Source organism: Microbulbifer sp. NBRC 101763, assembly GCF_040371615.1.
Classification (GTDB): domain Bacteria; phylum Pseudomonadota; class Gammaproteobacteria; order Pseudomonadales; family Cellvibrionaceae; genus Microbulbifer; species Microbulbifer variabilis.
This window is the reverse complement of sequence record NZ_BAABQV010000003.1, coordinates 492,258-510,907: the sequence shown is the minus strand read 5'-3', so window position 1 is coordinate 510,907 and position 18,650 is coordinate 492,258. Positions and strand designations below refer to the sequence as shown.

The window sequence follows — 18,650 nt, the reverse complement described above, 5'->3', positions numbered from 1 at the left end:
GGTGCGCAACTCCGGCCCCAATATCCCACGCCAGCAACCTCGCAGTACCTTCATGACTCCAAAGCAGTTCCAAAATGCCGTTCTCAAGTGGTTCGATAAACACGGACGCAAGGACCTGCCCTGGCAGCAGGATATCAACCCCTACCGCGTATGGGTTTCCGAGATCATGCTGCAACAAACCCAGGTAAGCGCTGTAGTCCCCTATTTCGAGCGCTTTATGCGGAGCTTCCCCACCCTGGAAAGTCTCGCCGTTGCGCCGCTGGATAAGGTACTGGCCCACTGGAGCGGCCTCGGTTACTACGCCCGCGCGCGCAACTTGCACAAATGTGCGCAGACAGTTTTGCAAGAGTACGACGGGGAATTTCCACAGGATGTAGAAGCACTCATCGAGCTGAGCGGTATCGGCCGCTCCACTGCCGGCGCTATCGCCAGTATCAGCATGGGGCTCAGGGCACCAATCCTGGACGGCAATGTAAAGAGGGTGCTCGCTCGCTACCACGCTGTAGAAGGTTGGCCAGGACAGAGCGCAGTCGCCAATAAATTATGGGAACTTGCCGAGGCCTATACCCCAGACAAGCGCGTCAACGACTACACCCAGGTCATGATGGACCTGGGTGCTACCCTGTGCACCCGTTCCAAGCCCAGCTGTAGCGACTGCCCACTAAAAAAATCCTGCGTGGCCCACGCCCAGGGCAATCCTCAAGATTACCCCGGCAAAAAGCCGCGCAAAGAAAAACCGGTGCGTAGCGCCACAATGCTACTGCTGGAGTACGAAGGTGAGATTTATCTGGAGCAGCGCCCCGCTACTGGAATCTGGGGCGGCCTATGGTGCCCTCCCCAGGCGGAAGATGCCAAGGCCTGGCTCAGGCAACAGCGCTGGCGCGCCAGTGAAATACAAGCGCTGCCGGTACTGCGCCATACCTTTACCCACTTTCATCTGGATATTTCCCCTGTATGGGTACAGCTCGACAAAGTCACCACACAGGTAGCGGAGAACGGCGCTGGCTGGTATAAACTGCGGCGTCTAAACCGCGCCCGCGCGGCCCAGGATCTGGGGCTACCCGCCCCGATCGTAAAGCTGGCAAAACAATTACTGGCGCTGCAGGCGCCGCTGCTCGCCCCAACGACGGCCGACTAAAAACCAGGAGGAGTCCATGTCCAGAACCGTATTCTGCCGCAAGTACCAAGAGGAATTGGAAGGCCTGGACGCACCGCCTTTTCCCGGCCCCAAAGGCGTGGATATCTTCGAACACGTTTCCAAAAAAGCCTGGAAGGAGTGGATGTCACACCAGACCATGCTGATTAACGAGAAGCACCTCAATATGATGGAACCTTCCAGCCGCGCCTATTTGAGCGAGCAGATGATGAAGTTCCTGAGCGGTGAAGAATACGACGCAGCCGATGGTTACGTACCCCCAGAACAGCAGTAACAAGGCCCTGTAAACAGCCCCCGGCAAAGAAGAAAAACTTTTTACAATCAAGGGGTTGACTCTGCCTCAGGGAAGGGCTTTAATACGCGCCTCGCGACGCAGGGGAAGCCCAGCAAGATCGCAAAGCCCGGATAGCTCAGTCGGTAGAGCAGGGGATTGAAAATCCCCGTGTCGGTGGTTCGATTCCGCCTCCGGGCACCATATTTAAACCCGCGCAAGCACTCGCTTTCGCGGGTTTTTTATTTCTACCGCCCTCAAGGTTTCGGCGGTAAATTCCTCCCAAAGTGTCAACATTGTGTCAACGCAAAATCACGTTGACTCTTTGCTACTCCGCAAGCCTTCCGGCTGTGCTTAAAGCAGGCGGAGACATTGAGTCATAGCTGGAGTGCTTAGGTGCTATAGGAAGCCGCTGAATAACTCCATGATGCCTCTGGCTTACGGAGCGGTCACAATCAAGGCGCGGCTGAAACGCAGGGTGGCTGAACGGAATGAGTTCGTTCACCACCTTACCTTGCTTCCTGCATTCAGCAGAACATACCCCGAAAGCTATGCAACTCTCGGCGAGAAAATGGGCAGGTAGCCGGGAAAGACTGTGTTAGTTTCCTATTCCGATAGGAAGAACCTATTGGGCGAATCCTTCACGGGAGCCGAGGAGCTCGCCCTTGCCGTAATTAGGATAAATATTCATTAACAATTTGATGCCAGCTATTTATTGTTGATTTCTTTTACTAATCAATCACCACAACGTAGGGGTAACGACATCCCTAACTCACACCAAGTTGGCAACCTATTTTAGGAAAATTAAATCCAGAGCTGCCTGGCAGCTTACAAAATAAGCTCCGATTAAATTCCTGTTAATAAATAAGAAAACTAAAGGCAATATTGACGTTTTCTTGCAGCCATTCACTCACTTTAGAATATAAAATATAAACCTACTCACAGCCCCGACAGCCAATTACAATTAACCGCTTTACTGTATTGATTTAAGTGTAATAACAATGAATGAAGCCCCCCGCAATCTTCTACATCAGGAAACCTTAGCTGTACGCTGGGGTGACATGGACGCCTTTGGCCATATCAACAACGCCACCTACTTCACCTACTTTGAGCAGTGTCGCTGTAGCTGGCTAGCCTCTATATGTAGCTCAGGTGCTCTCAGTAGCAATCAGGGAGATGGTCCTGTGTTACTGAATGCTTCAGCCAATTTTCATTTACCTTTGGTATTTCCAGCCAACATTACGATTAGTATGTATGGCGGCACTCCCGGACGCAGTAGCTTTAATAGCTATTACGAGATCAGAGATGCGGATAACACCGATAAACTCTACACCACCGGTGAAGCTAAAATCGTCTGGATGGGCCACAGAACCGGAAAATCGATTCCCGTGCCGGATGATATTCGAGCACTGCTTCCAAATAATTAAGATAGAAAGCCCTCATCGGCGAGGGTTTTATTGCCTTCTCAGATATATTGTAAAAAAATTTCCCCCCTGATCTAAAATAATCATATAGCCTTCAGAATTATCCATTTTCCCCACCCCTGCTATTCTGAAATTCAACCATGACTTTACCAGCGCTGGATGACTTAAATGAAAGAAAATTTTGATTTAGAGCGTTTTATTAAAGCGCAAGAACACTCTTATGAAGATGCACTTTTAGAGCTAAAGAATGGAAAAAAGCGATCTCATTGGATGTGGTACATATTTCCACAAGTTGTCGGCCTTGGGCACAGCTCCATGGCTCAAAAATATGGAATCAAGAATCTGGAGGAAGCAAAGGCTTATTTAGCCCAACCCACGCTTGGGCAGAGGCTGAAATCCTGCTGTCACGCACTACTCGACATCCATGATCGCAGCGCTCATGACATCTTCGGATCTCCAGATGATATGAAACTAAAATCCTCCATGACCTTATTTTCTCTTGCTGAAAAGGAGGAAAGCCTATTTAAGGACGTACTTGATAGGTACTATAACGGCAAGAGTGATGCTCACACCCTGGAGCTACTCGGTTTGAACTAATAGATGTCGAGTACGCAAACACTATGTAAAAAGCACTTTTTAATAGAAAAGTTAGAGTGCGGAGTTTGCTGCCATTCGTAGAGATTAAAAGATCAGAAGCCCACTTTAAGTGCCAAACATATTTATTAATGATTTATATTTCATATTTAAATCTAGACTCATTCTCAGGTTATCAACTTCCAGTCAGCTTAATTAAGCTGAACATAAATCTAAGTGGGATCACTAATGGCAATCTGTATTTCGACGCGGCGTGCAAAATCCTATATTTTTTTGATTTTTGGAATAGGTATATCAATACCATCCATCAGTTTGGCTGTTGATTGTTATGACGAAATCACGTCAACAGTGACACTCACTGAGCACTTGAATTGTGAGTTGAGCGAAGACGAACCTGTCGCACTCACTATCATCGGCCCAGGCGGAAGCCTTTCTATGAATGGCTTTGAACTGAATTGCACTTATAACCCAGCCGATCAAGATGAATGGGCCGGTGTCCGTATGGAGGGAACTTCCGGCTCAATTCACGGTGGCAGTATAAATAGCTGCCCCGATGGCATCCATGCAGTAGGATCGGGCTCTCACAGTATTTTCGATATGGAGATTACAGATTTCGAAGATGATGGCGTACTGGCCGAGAGCGATTTCAATAACATTTATGAAAATCTGATTATCGGTCAGGGGTTGGCCATTATTGGTGATGGAGTAGACGCAAATGGTGATTACACCAGCATCGTTCACAATACTATCGAAGGCGCTGGAGATGAGGGTGTCGAAATTGACGGTGAATATGTAAACGTCAGTTACAACCATATTAGTGGAAGCGGTCAGGATGGTGTTGAGGTTGATGGGGATTACGCCTCAATCATAGGAAACACCCTGACGAATAACGGCAGTGATGGGATTGAGCTGGAGGAGCAGTTTGCCTTGGTTACACAAAATCACGTATCAGACAATGTAGATGATGGTATTGAGTTTCTGGGTGGATCAGGCAACTATGTTATTCAAAACACTGTAACAAATAATGGTGCAGGATCACTTGACCCAGCTGGTATAGTTGTTAGCAGGGTAGATAGTATCAATAACTTTATTATTGGGAATTTTGCATTTGATAATTTTGGTGATGATTTAAGGGATGACTTTGATCCGGACTGCACCGGATCAAACGTTTGGCAGGGGAATTTCTTCGGTAAAGCATCACCAACCTGTTTAAAATAAGAGCCCCTTTCATACTAAGCAGCAGGTGAATTTTTTGCCTGCTGCTTTGTAATCTCCAATCCCTTCACACCTGAATAAATCCCCCCCATTTAAAGAGGTATCTCAAGCCACCTGAGTAGTCACTTCCTCCAGGTTATCGCTACCCAAAAGCTTATCCATAACCAGGCAGGCAGTCAGGTCACCAGTGACATTCACCGCAGTCCGGCACATATCCAGAATCCTATCCACACCAATAATCAACGCAATCCCCTCTGGAGGCACGCCAATCCCAGCGAGGATAGTCGCGAGAATAACAATGCCCACACCCGGCGTACTGGGCGAGCCGATGGAGGCACCTACGGTAGTTACAGTCAGCCCCACCAATTGGGCAGTACTGAGATCAATTCCGTATACCTGGGTCAGGAATACTGCCGCTATTACCTGATAGAGTGCGGTACCGTCCATATTCACTGTAGCGCCCAGCGGCACAATAAATTTAGCGATTGAGGGTTTCACTCCAAGGGAGCTCTCCGCAGTTCGCATAGATAACGGCATCACTGCCGCAGAACTGGAAGTGGAAAATGCGAGAAGTTGTACACCGCTAATACGCTGAAGGAATCTCAGCGGTCCGGCCGGGGAAACCAGAGAGACAATTACCAGGTAAAACATCAATAGGATCAGCAACCCTAGAATTACCGTGCCAACATAGACCGACATCCCAAGAATTGCGGTCAAGCCAACACGAATGGCGATATCCGCCAATAAACCAAATACGGCAAGGGGCGCAAATAACATGGCCCAGCCGACTATCTTCAGGGCAATCTCCTGGACGATACCAAAGGCGTAAACTGCCGTCTCACGCTGCTTCTGTGGCAGCAGCATCACAGCCACGCCAGTAAAGATGGCGTAGACCACCAGCTGCAACATATTACGCATGGCAATGCTTTGGTTCAGGTTGGCTGGTATCAGCTCGGCAATGCGCTCGGGCAGGGGTTTTGGTTCCAGTAACTGAGGAGCAGTAGTTCCGGGTAGTTCGGTTGCTGCAGTGAGCAACGATTCATCAATATAGTTTCCAGGTTGAATCAACTGGACCAATAGAATGCCGATAATAACGGCAACTGTGGTTGTGGCAATAAAATAGGGCGCAATGCGTAAACCCACCCGCTTTAGCTGGCTCACATTGCCGCTACCACAAAGCCCGAGGATGATAGATGAAACAATCAGGGGAATAACCACCATCTGAATCATATTCAGGAATAGTGCGCCGGGCAGCTTGAACCAGCTGGCCAACACTACACTGAGATCCTGATTCACCAGGGCTGCACCTTCCGGGGAAAGCAGTAGGCCCACCCCCAATCCCAGAACCATAGCTACCAAGATCTGCATCCACAGGCGCTTTCGAACCAGCAAGCCGAGGGATTCAACCATTCTTATCAGGTAAATATTGGTGCTGTGATGCATAAATTGAGTACCGGTTTCCAAGTGGTTCATCATCAGTGGAAGAAAAAGGAGGATTATGCCCCTGACCTGGCTCGATACCTTTGGGTCAGATCAAGCCCTGAGGAGAAAGTAGCGTATCTTTACGGGCGATGGTATTTCCATTGAAGGGGGGTAGGAAGTAAAAGTTTCAGGTTTATAAGCTGCCCGATTTTGGTGCAGCATTTCAAACATTCATAGTAATTTTTGATGTTGAGTTCTATTCAGGTTTCTGTAGTTTTGAGGCCCTGCTGCCGGAAAAATTGCACTGGCTCTGGTTTTTGCCCAGCGCACAGCCCCTCTCTCCCTTTAGGCAGTGCAGGATATCGTTTTCCGCTGCGAGATTGACGTGATAGTGATATCCAAGATTGGCAAACTCGTGGCCACGGCATTCATCCAGATCTTTTGGCTCCCTGCCATCGGTATTTTCCCTTGCATAAATCAGGTAGCCATCGATCGCGATGCCGATTATTGGTGCATGGCTCGCTGCCGACGGATAGGCCTGACTACAACCGAGCGCTGCGTGGTAGTGGTAGCCCACATGGGGATTAACATGCCCACCACAGGCATCTACAGGCGCCAGGGTATGCGCTCCTAAAATCGCGCCTACCGGGGCACTGATATCAAATTTAACCCCATTGAATGCCACTCCGTAACCGGAGTGGTCATTCGAACTTTGCGGGGATTTTGCTGTAAGTGGCTTTATGGGAATCAGGTAGGTCATATAGAAATTATCACCCAAATAGCTGGCCAGACACTCCACGCAATAATTATTAAACTCCGGAGCTACATCCGGCCTTGCTGCCAGCTCACAGGCCCTCTTGGTATCAGTCACCTTTACCCGCCCGGTCTTCTCGTTATACAAAACCCATTTGGGATCGGAGAAAAACTCAGCGGCATTTTTTACGAAGGGGCCGTCGGTGGCGACAACCTGCTGCTTGATGAACATCATGCCACTTGCCGTGATCGGATCTCGAATTGTTCTGGGGCACCAGGGACCCATATGGTGACGAGGTGCGGCTTTCAACTTAAGCTGCCAGCAGCGGGATTTGCTACCCTCCGACAAAGTACAATCCACTGCACGGATATCTTCCACCAGTGCTTCCCGGTTAAAGAGGGCGGGGAGGTCTATATTTGCGGCGAAGTCGGTGTGGGCTCCATCGCTATGGGCAGAGACTAAGACGCTATGGAAAGCCAAGTACAATATCCCAATTCTCATGATCCCCACCCCCGGGTAATTGCCAACCCCAGTGTAGCAAGTGATCTCACATTGGCCGGGCCGGTATTAAGACCCTCAGGCGGCACTATTTCACGGCGGCTTACGGTGTAAATTGCCCGGCTAACAGTTGCCTTACCCACTTGTGTAATGGGTCCTGCCCACTGCGAGTGTGCCAGGCGGCGACCACATCAAAGCCAGGTGGCTGCTCACTAATCGGTAAGGTATGCAGGCGCGGATCAGGTAACAGGCGAGACGGCAGAAAAGCGACTGTATTTGTGGAGGCGATACATTCAGCTGCGGCGGCAAAGGAGGGAACCGACAACACAACATTACGCTTTAAACCAAACTGCTCAAACCAGCTATCCACCATGCCACGCAAGTCACCACGAGAAGGCGACACAACCAGTTGGGGAATCTCTGCCAGCTTGTCCAAGCCCAAGGGTTCTCGACTTTCCAGTTGCACCCCTGTATGCCGGCAACACACGCATACGTAATGTTCACGATACAACAACATACTGGGGCAGCTATCCGGCACAAAACCCGGTGTGCTGAACACCAGATCCACCTCACCGGTTTGCAACTGCTGGGCCATACGGTCAATTTCAAGCTTTAGCACCACCACTTTGAGGCCCGGTGCCTGCTCACGCAGCTGCTTAAGTAGTGCCGGCAACACCACTCGCTGCTCAAAGTCGGTGGCGCTGATGGTGAAGATCCCGTGATGCTCCGCAGGGGCGAATTCATCGCCGCGCAATAGAGCGGCGATATCATTAAGGATACTATCCAGCTTGGGCGCCAAGCGCTCGGCTAAGGGCGTTGGAATAACACCATTGCTGGTTCTAATGAACAGCCGGTCATCAAATAGCTCCCGCAGACGCTTCAGCTGTTCGCTAACTGTCTGCTGGCTAACCCCTAGCTGATCTGCCACCCGCGACAGGTTCAACTCCCGCAAAATAGCCTGCAATAAGCGCAACTGTTTCAGTTCCAGCCTGCCCAGGCGATCAATACCATGATTTCTGCTCAAACCTGTATCACTCACAACTGTTACTTGATTTTCATTGTATCGAGCTGAACCTAGCATTGCCCATAAGACATGATGTATTTGCCATCAACCCTTTGGGAGGAAGCCACTATGCTGACCGCGACTCTGCACTCATCGCCGAGCCGGCTGCTCAAGGCGACAATCAATTACGCAAATACCGATAGTGAATTGGTATACGACCAGCGGCAGGCGGGGCCTGGTCCCACCCACCTGCTCGATCAGGTAAACCCACAGTCTATGTCGATTGAGGATGGCCGCACCCTGCAAGTTATGGGGGAAAAATTCAGCTTGGATATTCAGGGGTTTGAGCTGGTGAAGCCACAACTAACTATCGACCTGCACCAGTTTGACGATGCCCTGTTGGCTCTGGATGACCACGCTGCAGATAGAACAGCTCCAACTAAACGCGATGATTTAATCCGCCGAGAATGGTATCCGGCTATCGAAACCTGGATCGCAAAACGCCTGGGCGCAGCCCGTGTACTCACCTTCGACCACACCCTGCGGGCACAGCCCTCCGCAGAGGGACCCACCGAGCAGAGCCGCAGCCGCCGCTCTCCGGTGAAGACCGTGCACAATGATTATACGCCTTGGTCCGCAGACAGGCAGCTCCGGCAAACCCTGCCTGAACACGGATTAAATACGGCAGATTTCCCTCGCTATAAATTCATTAATTTATGGCTGCCATTACTGCGCACAGTGAAGGAATCACCTTTGGCAATGGCAGATTTACGCAGTGTAGGCGAGGCAGACTTCCACAAGATGCGCCTGATTTACCCTGAGCGGGAGGGGCAGATCTCGGTGATCAGCGCCAATCCGAAGCACCGCTGGATCTGGTTCAGTGATATGCAGCCGGGGGAGGGCCTGCTGCTGCGCGTATTCGATAGCGAACACCAGGGTCTCATCACCGGTGTACCCCACACTGCATTTGATCTTCCTGATAGTTCCGGTGCCCCGCGCCGCACTAGTATTGAATTGCGCACCATCGCCTTATTTAACGATTGAGCACTGAGTTACGGGGTGAATAAAACACAACTCCGCAGCATTTATTTGAGACCAAGGTATGACCCAAACTCTATTTTCTATCGATCCCCTTACCGATGAACAGGTTGGCAGTGTTGCAGTGAGCAACCGGGATTCCATTTCCAAGAAAGTTGCCAAAGCCAGGGAAGCCCAGATTGATTGGGCCAGTCAATCATTGCAGCAACGTGTACAGGCTCTGCAACATGCCTATGAAAAATTGCAGCCACTACAAAGTAACCTGGCACAACTTATCAGCCGTGAAATGGGTAAGGATACTCGACGTGCAAATTACGAAGCCGGCGGTGCTATTCAGGGTGGTATTTGGTTGGCGGAGGACGCCGGCAAAGCTTTAAGGGGACAATGCAACGGCGGCAGTGAAATCCAATATCGTCCGCTGGGTGTCGTGGCCGTAATTTCCCCATGGAATTACCCACTGGCCATGGCCAATAACCTGCTCGTACCCGCTCTGGTGGCCGGTAACAGTGTAATACTCAAGCCGTCAGAGGAGTCTCCTCTGGTAGCAGATCTCCTGGTAAAAACCCTGAATGAAACTCTGCCCGAGGGCATCCTGCAAATTGCTCATGGAGACAGGCACACCGGTGAAGCCTTGGTACAGTCGGATATTAATATGATCGCCTTCACCGGCTCACGGACAACCGGCCAGCAAATTATGTCTAATGCCGCTCCTGCGCTGAAACGCCTGGTGATGGAGCTCGGCGGTAACGACCCCATGATCGTATTGGCCAGTGCCGATATTCAAAAAGCCGCCCAATTTGCGGTGGCCTCCAGCTTCGAGAATGCAGGCCAGATGTGCACTTCCACAGAGCGTATTTATGTGGATGCGAGTATTGCCGATCAATTCGAAAAAGCAGTGACTTCCATCGCGCGGCAATATCACACAGGGGGCTGGCAGGACCTACAAGCCGATATTGGCCCTCTGGTCAACCAGCGCCAACACCAAAAAGTGGTTGATCATATTCAGGATGCTTTAAAAAAAGGCGCAACGCTGCTGCTTGGAGAAAAAGCACCAAAACCACCCTTTATTCCCCCCACGGTGATTAGCGGAATACAACCGGGTATGCAGCTGGAGGATGAAGAAACCTTCGGTCCGGTAGTTGCAATCGACCGCTTCAACAATGTGGAGGACGCCATCCAAAGAGCAAACGATTCAGTCTATGGGCTCGGAGCTGTGGTTTTTGGCGGCGCAGATGCTGTACAAGTAAGTAACCGACTGCAAGCCGGCATGATCGGGATTAATCAAGGCGCTGGAGGCACACCCTGGGTCGGAGCAAAGCAAAGTGGTTTCGGTTACCACGGCGGTATCGACGGCCACCGCCAATTTGCCCAAGTAACCGTTATTAATCTGTAAGAATATGTTGAGCGGAATTTGAAGTAATGAGCACAGTAACTTTAAAAAAGACACCGGCAGCGACACCGCAGGGTTTATCCAAACTACCGATTAAAGATTTTTATGTGATTGCCAGGGAACCAGGAGCGGAGCATCCATCCCTGCCCACCTGGGCTACCCATCGGGAAAATCCGGCGTCACTGTCAGAGCATATCCCTTCCAATATAGAAAGGCGCGATATCCCCGAAGTACCTGGTGCTTTTCAACTGCTGAATATATTCTCTGCTGAGGAGTGCCAGCGCCTGATTGAAATTACAGAAGCCGTTGGTTACTTGCCAGATGCCGCAGTATCTCTGCCCAGGGACGTTCGCCACAATGACAACCTGACCTGGGTTGTGGACGAGAGCACTGAGCGCCTTGTATGGCAGCGTGTACAAAATTTGATGCAAGACCCGGAAAGTTATTTTGGCGGGCGCAAACCAGTGGGACTAAATCAGCGATTTCGCTTTTATCGCTATGGGACTGGAGATTACTTTAAATTCCATACCGACGGTGCCTGGCCGGGCAGCAGAATTATTGATGGACAATTGGTCGCCAATGGCTACCCGGATTGCTTTAGCGAAATGACTTTCCTGGTGCTACTCAGCGAGGATTTCGATGGTGGAGCCACTCGCTTTAGAGTCAATGGGGATGATCCCCTCCACCAGCCTACAGGCAGTTCCATGAAAGACGTGGATGTACGCACTCCAGCAGGGTCCGTCCTCTGTTTTCCCCATGGAATGCACCCACTGCACAGGGTACATAGCTCAACACCTATAGAACGTGGGGTTAAATATATAATCCGTACAGATATATTATTTCACCAAGATGGTTAGTGTTACCAAACAACAGTGAACTAAGCCTGCCGTCGAATTTAGCAAATCTATTTACTTACAATTACAGGGTCACCTTTATATTCTGTTGATGTGGCCCGCGCTACCGGCCTAACTGTCAGCTGACAGTGATCGTACTCTATCTTAGGCTGCAAAAAATCAGTAAATTGGTCGGTATGCGTACTGCCGCTCAGCCATTTGCTCACAAAATCTGAATCTTTTGGAGCAATCATTGGTAAAGATTTTTCATGATAGATTTTCGTCGCCGAATGGGCATCCAGGGTAATAATTGAGCAGCTTAAAGTGGAACCCCAAAATTTATACAGGCCACAGAAAAAATAGGGCTCGCCATAACTGAATTCCACCGGGTGCTTACCACGTAAACTCTCCACCCAGGCAGTCGCAGGAATCAGGCAACGGGATTTTCGATACTCCGGGCGACTGGCCAGTTTTTTCCAATTGCTATTGATCGACCAGTATTTTTTATGGGGTTTCCAGCTACCCCCTTCCTTTGCCAGATACAAGTGCCAGATCGCATTTTCTACTTGGGGCTCACCATGCCTGCCAGTTACAATCGATACCTGTTGGGTGGGCCTGCGGCGACGACCAAATATCATACGCTCGGGATGCTCTACACCATAGATATCGAGAAAGCGTTCCATTTCCGCCTGTCTATCTACATCAAAAACACTGCACATACCCTGCTTCCTATTTAGCTATTGATAGCTTATTCCCAGTATACCTCGCAAGCTACTCAAGGCTAGTTTCCACAGCCCACATTTATTGTAAGATCAAACATATTCTTGACATAAATTAATACCAACGGCTACCGGAAAACAACGAACATATTTCTTACAGATTATAATGATGATCGCATACATAGTTTTATTGTTACTAGTAGATCGGTAACAACAGAGCTAACGGACTCACCATCAAAAATATTGCCTTAGAACATACACCTAAAAGTTTTAAATAAAATTGTATATAGACAGCTTATATTAACAAGGAACTGGCAAGATAACTTATATCCAGAAAATAAGGTATCTACGAATATCTACTTACGAAATAGTTGTCTGTACACGAATCAACAACTGGATAAGTGCGTAATCCGACCAGGATGTCATCTAATGGCAAGTAAGAGAAAAAACATACACAAAGAGTGCTCAAAAATAGACCGATAACCAGATTACTATCTTGAGAGCATATTTATCCCGTATAATTTGATTATCCCATCAGGCAAACGCCTCAAAAGATTTACAATCAATTTTAAATATTTCATGAAATTTAGACTATCCAGTTTGTTAGTTATTTTTTTATATATTTTATCCAGCTCAGCTCATGGCCGAGACTGGTATGAGTATAAAAGCGAAAATTTTACTGTTTACTCAGATGTATCTGCCAAAAAATCTACTCAAGCGGATTGAAAATGAGTCTGTCCTCGAAACTGAGCCAACTGCAAAAAAATCGACATAACCCTATACTCTAAGGGCAGTTTATCTAAGCCCCTATTTTAACTTTATGAAGATTAAGATGGGGCATAAATTAAGAACTTTCAAAATACTAAAGACCTGACTGATGTGTAACCTGGGAATAGCAATTTAGTAGACTAACGCCCTTTTTCTTCTTCTCTCAAGGTCAAGACTTCATAGCCATCCGCAGTAACCAAAACTGTATGCTCCCACTGGGCCGATAATTTTCCGTCTTTGGTCACAACGGTCCAGCCATCTTTTTTCAACTTTGTCTTTCGATTAGCCTGGTTAATCATAGGCTCTATGGTAAATGTCATTCCTTCCTGCAGAATGGCCCCACTGCCAGCACGGCCATAATGTAACACTTGCGGCTCCTCGTGCATTTCCTGTCCGATGCCATGCCCACAATATTCACGCACCACACTAAACCCCCGTCGCTCCGTATAGCGCTGTATTGCATTCCCAATATCACCCAGAGTCGCCCCTGGCTTAACTGTACGGATTCCTGCCCACATAGCTTCGTAGCAGCTCTGTACCAACTTTCTCGCAATAGGAGTGACACTGCCGATCATGTACATTTTGCTGGAGTCTGCGATATAGCCCGATTTTTCCAGGGTAATATCCACATTCAAAATGTCACCATCGCGCAGCACCTGCCCCTGTCGCGGCATACCATGACAGACCACTTCATTAACTGAAGTATTGAGAGCGTAAGGGTAGTCGTACTGACCTTTACTGGCTGGCCGTGCTTTTAGTTCCCGAACAATAAACGCCTCCACCTGATTATTAATTTCCATGGTGGTAATGCCCGGCTTCACGAAATCATCAAGCATGCTAAAAACACGGCTGAGTAATTCACCGGAGGCACGCATCAACTGCTGCTCTCTTACACTCTTGATCTTAATATTACTCACGAACCAACTCTTCCAAAGTGAAAGACTCAGTGCGCAACAACTTCTTACATAACTGGCTGTAAGTCAGCTCCGGGTTCAGCTCAGCCAGCATGCCAATCTTTATCCAGTACTCAGCCTGAGCATTAATTGAACGCGCCAGGGTTGCACTGGCTTTGCGAATCTCATCGTGTAAATCATCAGAAATTTTGACAATACCCATTTATACAATCCATATTCGTTTCATATACATAGTGTATAGCTGTTTTTCTAATTCGTATAGGGAGTTGAGGCAATTGCATTATGCAACTTATTGCATAGAGGTTAAGGGGGCGATATTGTTAACGAATAACAACAATAGCTATGAGGCCACCATGACCGATACCACCGAAAAGAAGCGCAGTGCACCTAAGCCGAGCCGCCTTCGTATTGGCCGGCGCTATCGCCCAAGCCGTTTGGAAGGGCCCTATGACGCCCTGGTAATAGGCTCGGGGATAGGTGGCCTCACTACTGCAGCAATGCTCAGCGCTACCGGTAAAAAAGTGCTGGTGTTGGAGCAGCACTACACCGCAGGCGGTTATACCCATGCCTACGACCGCAATGGCTATGAGTGGGATGTTGGTGTGCACTACATCGGCGATGTAGGCCAACATCCCACCATGACGCGTAAAATCTTTGATTTTATCTCCGGCCACCAGCTGCATTGGGCGCCAATGGATGAAATTTACGACCGGATATGTATAGGCGAGGAGCAATTCGACTTACGTGCAGGACGCCAGAACTTTATTGACGAGTTGACGAAGCATTTTCCCAATGAGCGGGAAAATATCGAACGTTACCTTGGCCGCCTCAATGAAGTAGCCAAATCAATGCAGCGTCTAGCACTGGAAAAACTTCTTCCCTCCTGGTGCACCCCTTTAGCGCGCCTGTGGCGAAAGCTACGCGACCCCTCATGGCTGAACAAAACTACCCGTGAGGTACTGGGCGAGATTACCCAAAATGAAAAACTGATTTCAGTGCTCACAGGCCAATGGGGTGACAACGGTATGACCCCTGCCGAGAGTAGTTTTATTATTCATGCACTAATTGCCAAGCATTACTTATATGGTGGCTATTACCCAGTTGGTGGTGCCAGTAAAATTTCCGAAACCATTATTCCTCAAATACAAGCCAGTGGTGGTGAAGTCTTCACTTATGCCACTGTGGAGACCGTTCTCCTGGATGGTAACCATGTCCGCGGGGTTCGTATGTCCGATGGCACGGAAATAGAAGCTCCACTGGTAATTTCCGGGGCCGGAGTTTTCAATACTTTTGAAAAACTGTTGCCACAAAGTGCTAGCGAGCGCCTTGGGTATACGCGCGATCTCAAAACTGTTAACCGCTCCATGTCCCACCTCTGCCTTTATATTGGCTTGGAAAAAACTGCGGAAGAGTTACAGCTACCCAAAACCAATTACTGGCTATACACCAGCGATAATTATGAGAAAGACATGCAGGAATTCCTGCAGGACAGCAGCAAGGATATTCCTTTAACCTACATCTCCTTTCCTTCGGCCAAGGACCCTACCTTTACTCAACGCTATCCGGGACGTGCCACTATAGAAATTGTGGCTCCAGCCAACTATGACTGGTTTACCCAGTGGCATGAAAAGCCCTGGGGCAAACGGGGTGATGATTACGAAGCCTTGAAAGAAGAATTTAGCCAGCGCCTGCTGGAGCATCTTTACAAGCACTTCCCACATCTGCGCGGGCAAATTGACTATTACGAGCTATCCACACCACTCTCTACAGACTATTTCTGCTTTTATCCCCAAGGTGAGATTTACGGACTTGATCACGACCCAAACCGCTTCGAGCAAAGCTGGCTGCGCCCCCAAACCCGACTCAAAGGCTTATATCTAACCGGCCAGGATGTAATGAGCTGTGGTGTTGCCGGCGCTATGATTTCAGGTGTACTAACCGCACAGAGTATCCTCGGCTGGCGTCAGGGAGCCAAACTAATGCGCCAGGTATTTACAAGTAAACCAGAACAGAAAGGAAACAATGAGGCAGAGGGGCTTAGCAAAGCTACCGGTTAATCAAGACACCTAACCTTACTACTAAACCTGGCTGCGATACGCTGGGTTTAGTTTTAAAGGGAACAATTAAGCCGAAGCTATTGGCGCCTTGGCAACTTGCTGGGCACCCGATCAAAATTCAAAACCCTGATTACCAAGCGGCGATTCTCTCTCTGCCCCTCTTTACTGCTGTTATCGGCGATCGGGTCAGTATCGCCATAACCCTGGGCTTCCATACGTTCAGTCGATATCCCCCTTTCCACCAGAAAGTGCCTTACCCAATCGGCTCGCCACTGGGACAGATGCAGATTCTTCTTGGGGTCGCCATCATTGTCGGTATGTCCTTCGATGGTGATTCGCAGGTCTGGGAAGTCACGCATGATAACCAGCAGGGCTTCCAAATCGCCAATACTATCCATGCGTGGAGCGAAACCGCCTGGATCAAACTCCAGGCGCAAGATAAAAGTATCGCCACCCTTTCGAGGATTCCCACGCAGAAAGCGCACCAGTTCATCTGCAAAAGGGGCTGCTTGGCGCGCAGCCTTTTCACTCTCACCCGACTGAACCTCGGTTAGGGGTTTCAGCGCATATTTCTTATTGGGATCGGGGCAACCGGCGATAAGTATCACCAGTAGGGAAAAACAGCAGACGAAAGTGTATTTGCCCGCCATAAACAGGACTTCCGGTTTCTAGACGTCAGATTCAGTGTAGACGCCCTGAAATCCTCAAAGCAGAGGCGGGACAATCGCTGGCAGTTACAGACCGCACGGCTCCCTCATATAAAATTCAAAACCGCCATCATATCGCTCACCACCCGCGCCCCCTGCTTCTCGAGCTGAGGCGCACGTACAGGGTGGCCACTAAAGCCCACTACGCGCATACCCGCCGCCACTGCGGCCTGGACACCGGAAATGGAGTCCTCCACTACCAGGCAGCGACCGGGGACAACCCCCATGGTATCAGCCGCATGAAGGAAAAGTTCTGGCCATGGTTTGCCACGGGATACATCTTCGGCGCTGAATATTCTGCCGTCAAAATACTCGTACAACCCGGTTTTATTCAGGGTTAGCTGCATTTTCTTATGAGAACCGGAGGAGGCGACACAGCTGCGCAAGCCTATCTTCTGCAACTGATCGAGCAAGCCTTCAATACCGGCTACAGGCTGCAATTCTGCATGGAAGGCCTCACGAATCAGGCGTTCCGTATTGCCAAAGTAGTGATCGGGCAGGGGGCCACCGTAACGCTTCTCGATCTCCAGCAGGCAGTCCTTGGCGGGCCGCCCACTGAACTGCTCATCCAACTCCTCTGCGGTAGTGGATATTCCGAGCTTATTCATTTCCTCCGCCAGTATGCGACAGACGATACTCTCGCTATCTACCAGCACACCGTCACAATCGAAAATAATTAAGTCTGTGGAAGACATGGGACCCCATCAAATCATCGCGCAGAGAGCAGCATCAGGCCGAGTATCACACCGACAATACCACCTATGCGCAGGAAGTTTTCGTTGCCATGGGAGATCTTGATCGCCAACGCCTTGCTGCGCTCAAAACCAATCTGCAGCATATAGGCGCCGCTGAGCAAAACCAGCACACCCAGCGCATTAAACAGGATATACCAGTGGCGGGTATCTGCGATCAGTAACAGGATTAAACCGATTATAATTCTTGCCCAGGCGGAAAAGGCAAAACCAGTTTCATTTAAGCGCTCACTGAGATCCCGTGCCAAATTAGGGCGGGCAATAATCGCAGCAGACAATACGATAATTGAGATTCCCAGCAGCCATATAATCACTTTAATCATGCTTTCCCTTCCCTGAATACACTTAAATTCATTTTATCCGTCAGGTATCCGCTTACAAATCCCCCCATTGGAACTGCAACACTGACAGTGCGGCTATAGGTGCGGTCTCTGTACGCATCACCCGCGGCCCCAATCGTAGCGGCATGAAGTTCTGGGCCAAGGCCATATCGATTTCTGCCTGGGACAATCCACCCTCAGGACCCACCAGTAGCAACGCAGAATCTGGTTTGCCACGCTCGGCCTGCCACTGACGTAAATCCAACTCGGTGCGGTGATGCAGCACCAACCTGGCCACAGAGGATGACTCTTGAGTAGAGACTTGTAAATATTGTGTCAGTTTTACCGGCTCGGCAATCTCCGGAACCAGGTTTCGCTCACACTGCTCACAGGCACTAATCGAAATCTGGCGCCAATGCTTGAGCTTTTTTTGCAATCGCTCGCCAGATAATTTTACTTCACAGCGTTCACTAAACAGCGGCTGGATTGTCGCTACCCCCAGCTCTGTAGCCTTCTGCACCACCCAATCAAAGCGTTCTCCACGGGAGATACCGATAGCCAAAGTCAAGGCAAGTGGAGACTGGCGGTCTTTGCCACGAAACTCCCCGGTACGTGCCCGTGCTCGCTTACCGGTTTCAATCAACTCTGCACTGTATTCGCCTCCATGACCATCGAAGAGCGTCAGCGGATGGCCAGTACCCAGCCGCAGGACTTTGACCAGGTGGCGTGAAGCGGACTCATCCAGTTCCACCTCCTGTTGTGTAGTCAGTGGCTGACTGGAAAAAATACGCGGGATGCGCATGGGGATAAATCCT

Annotated in this window: 19 protein-coding genes and 1 tRNA gene; 10 read left to right on the top strand and 10 right to left on the bottom strand. The window is 49.4% G+C overall.

The genetic code is table 11. The features are described 5' to 3' along the window. Positions 1–52 precede the first annotated feature (52 nt). The 6 genes from mutY to ABWV76_RS10390 all read left to right on the top strand — a co-directional run bounded on the left by mutY (position 53) and on the right by ABWV76_RS10390 (position 4,663). Positions 53–1,138, top strand: a complete 1,086-nt coding sequence (gene mutY / locus ABWV76_RS10415) for an A/G-specific adenine glycosylase (protein ID WP_353375912.1) — start codon at positions 53–55, stop codon at positions 1,136–1,138. Between the two features lie 16 nt (positions 1,139–1,154). Further along, on the top strand, positions 1,155–1,430 hold the full coding sequence (locus ABWV76_RS10410; protein WP_020414063.1) for an oxidative damage protection protein: 276 nt from the start codon (positions 1,155–1,157) through the stop codon (positions 1,428–1,430). Positions 1,431–1,555: 125 nt separating this feature from the next. Next, positions 1,556–1,631 (top strand) — tRNA-Phe (locus ABWV76_RS10405). A 797-nt stretch (positions 1,632–2,428) separates the two neighbouring features. Then, entirely contained in the window at positions 2,429–2,854 is a 426-nt protein-coding gene (locus tag ABWV76_RS10400) for an acyl-CoA thioesterase (RefSeq protein ID WP_353375911.1), read from the top strand. A 165-nt stretch (positions 2,855–3,019) separates the two neighbouring features. Further along, positions 3,020–3,448 carry a DUF1810 domain-containing protein gene (locus ABWV76_RS10395; RefSeq protein WP_020414059.1) on the top strand — a complete coding sequence of 143 codons (429 nt, stop codon included), beginning with the start codon at positions 3,020–3,022 and terminating at the stop codon, positions 3,446–3,448. A gap of 225 nt (positions 3,449–3,673) precedes the next feature. Beyond that, entirely contained in the window at positions 3,674–4,663 is a 990-nt protein-coding gene (locus ABWV76_RS10390; RefSeq protein WP_353375910.1) for a right-handed parallel beta-helix repeat-containing protein, read from the top strand. A 102-nt stretch (positions 4,664–4,765) separates the two neighbouring features. On the opposite strand, the gene ABWV76_RS10385 is transcribed toward ABWV76_RS10390, so the two are convergent. The 3 genes from ABWV76_RS10385 to ABWV76_RS10375 form a co-directional block, all read right to left on the bottom strand. Next, a complete protein-coding gene (locus ABWV76_RS10385) occupies positions 4,766–6,103 on the bottom strand; it encodes a dicarboxylate/amino acid:cation symporter (RefSeq protein WP_051089520.1) in 1,338 nt (445 codons plus the stop codon). Between the two features lie 235 nt (positions 6,104–6,338). Then, positions 6,339–7,337 carry a YHYH protein gene (locus ABWV76_RS10380; protein WP_353375909.1) on the bottom strand — a complete coding sequence of 333 codons (999 nt, stop codon included), beginning with the start codon at positions 7,335–7,337 and terminating at the stop codon, positions 6,339–6,341. A 100-nt stretch (positions 7,338–7,437) separates the two neighbouring features. After that, positions 7,438–8,358, bottom strand: a complete 921-nt coding sequence (locus tag ABWV76_RS10375) for a LysR family transcriptional regulator (RefSeq protein ID WP_353375908.1) — start codon at positions 8,356–8,358, stop codon at positions 7,438–7,440. A 108-nt stretch (positions 8,359–8,466) separates the two neighbouring features. Here ABWV76_RS10375 and ABWV76_RS10370 point away from each other — a divergent pair, with 108 nt between their 5' ends. Genes ABWV76_RS10370 through ABWV76_RS10360 form a run of 3 tightly spaced genes read left to right on the top strand, consistent with a single transcriptional unit; the run spans position 8,467 to position 11,622 of the window. Continuing rightward, complete coding sequence (locus tag ABWV76_RS10370) at positions 8,467–9,381, top strand: CmcJ/NvfI family oxidoreductase (protein ID WP_353375907.1); 915 nt, start codon at positions 8,467–8,469, stop codon at positions 9,379–9,381. Positions 9,382–9,439: 58 nt separating this feature from the next. Beyond that, positions 9,440–10,768 (top strand): aldehyde dehydrogenase family protein, encoded by a 1,329-nt coding sequence (locus ABWV76_RS10365; protein WP_353375906.1) that lies wholly within the window; start codon positions 9,440–9,442, stop codon positions 10,766–10,768. Positions 10,769–10,794: 26 nt separating this feature from the next. Continuing rightward, positions 10,795–11,622, top strand: a complete 828-nt coding sequence (locus ABWV76_RS10360; protein WP_353375905.1) for a prolyl hydroxylase family protein — start codon at positions 10,795–10,797, stop codon at positions 11,620–11,622. A 47-nt stretch (positions 11,623–11,669) separates the two neighbouring features. Here the strand turns inward: ABWV76_RS10360 and ABWV76_RS10355 are convergent, their stop codons facing one another. The 3 genes from ABWV76_RS10355 to ABWV76_RS10345 all read right to left on the bottom strand — a co-directional run bounded on the left by ABWV76_RS10355 (position 11,670) and on the right by ABWV76_RS10345 (position 14,201). Further along, on the bottom strand, positions 11,670–12,317 hold the full coding sequence (locus tag ABWV76_RS10355; RefSeq protein ID WP_353375904.1) for an SOS response-associated peptidase family protein: 648 nt from the start codon (positions 12,315–12,317) through the stop codon (positions 11,670–11,672). 908 nt (positions 12,318–13,225) lie between these two features. Next, entirely contained in the window at positions 13,226–14,002 is a 777-nt protein-coding gene (map, locus tag ABWV76_RS10350) for a type I methionyl aminopeptidase (protein WP_353375903.1), read from the bottom strand. After that, positions 13,995–14,201, bottom strand: a complete 207-nt coding sequence (locus tag ABWV76_RS10345) for a ParD-like family protein (protein WP_020414047.1) — start codon at positions 14,199–14,201, stop codon at positions 13,995–13,997. The genes map and ABWV76_RS10345 overlap by 8 nt, the downstream gene beginning before the upstream one ends. Positions 14,202–14,352: 151 nt before the next feature. Here ABWV76_RS10345 and ABWV76_RS10340 point away from each other — a divergent pair, with 151 nt between their 5' ends. Then, positions 14,353–16,056, top strand: coding sequence for a phytoene desaturase family protein (locus tag ABWV76_RS10340; RefSeq protein ID WP_353375902.1), 1,704 nt, complete (start codon positions 14,353–14,355; stop codon positions 16,054–16,056). Positions 16,057–16,133: 77 nt separating this feature from the next. Here the strand turns inward: ABWV76_RS10340 and ABWV76_RS10335 are convergent, their stop codons facing one another. The 4 genes from ABWV76_RS10335 to ABWV76_RS10320 form a co-directional block, all read right to left on the bottom strand. Continuing rightward, on the bottom strand, positions 16,134–16,706 hold the full coding sequence (locus tag ABWV76_RS10335; RefSeq protein ID WP_020414045.1) for an OmpA family protein: 573 nt from the start codon (positions 16,704–16,706) through the stop codon (positions 16,134–16,136). Between the two features lie 104 nt (positions 16,707–16,810). Further along, on the bottom strand, positions 16,811–17,458 hold the full coding sequence (locus ABWV76_RS10330) for an HAD family hydrolase (protein WP_020414044.1): 648 nt from the start codon (positions 17,456–17,458) through the stop codon (positions 16,811–16,813). 14 nt (positions 17,459–17,472) lie between these two features. Then, the gene (locus tag ABWV76_RS10325; RefSeq protein WP_020414043.1) at positions 17,473–17,838 is read right to left on the bottom strand and encodes a hypothetical protein; all 366 of its coding nucleotides are present in this window, start codon (positions 17,836–17,838) and stop codon (positions 17,473–17,475) included. Between the two features lie 52 nt (positions 17,839–17,890). After that, entirely contained in the window at positions 17,891–18,637 is a 747-nt protein-coding gene (locus tag ABWV76_RS10320) for a 16S rRNA (uracil(1498)-N(3))-methyltransferase (RefSeq protein ID WP_020414042.1), read from the bottom strand. Between the last annotated feature and the right edge of the window lie 13 nt (positions 18,638–18,650).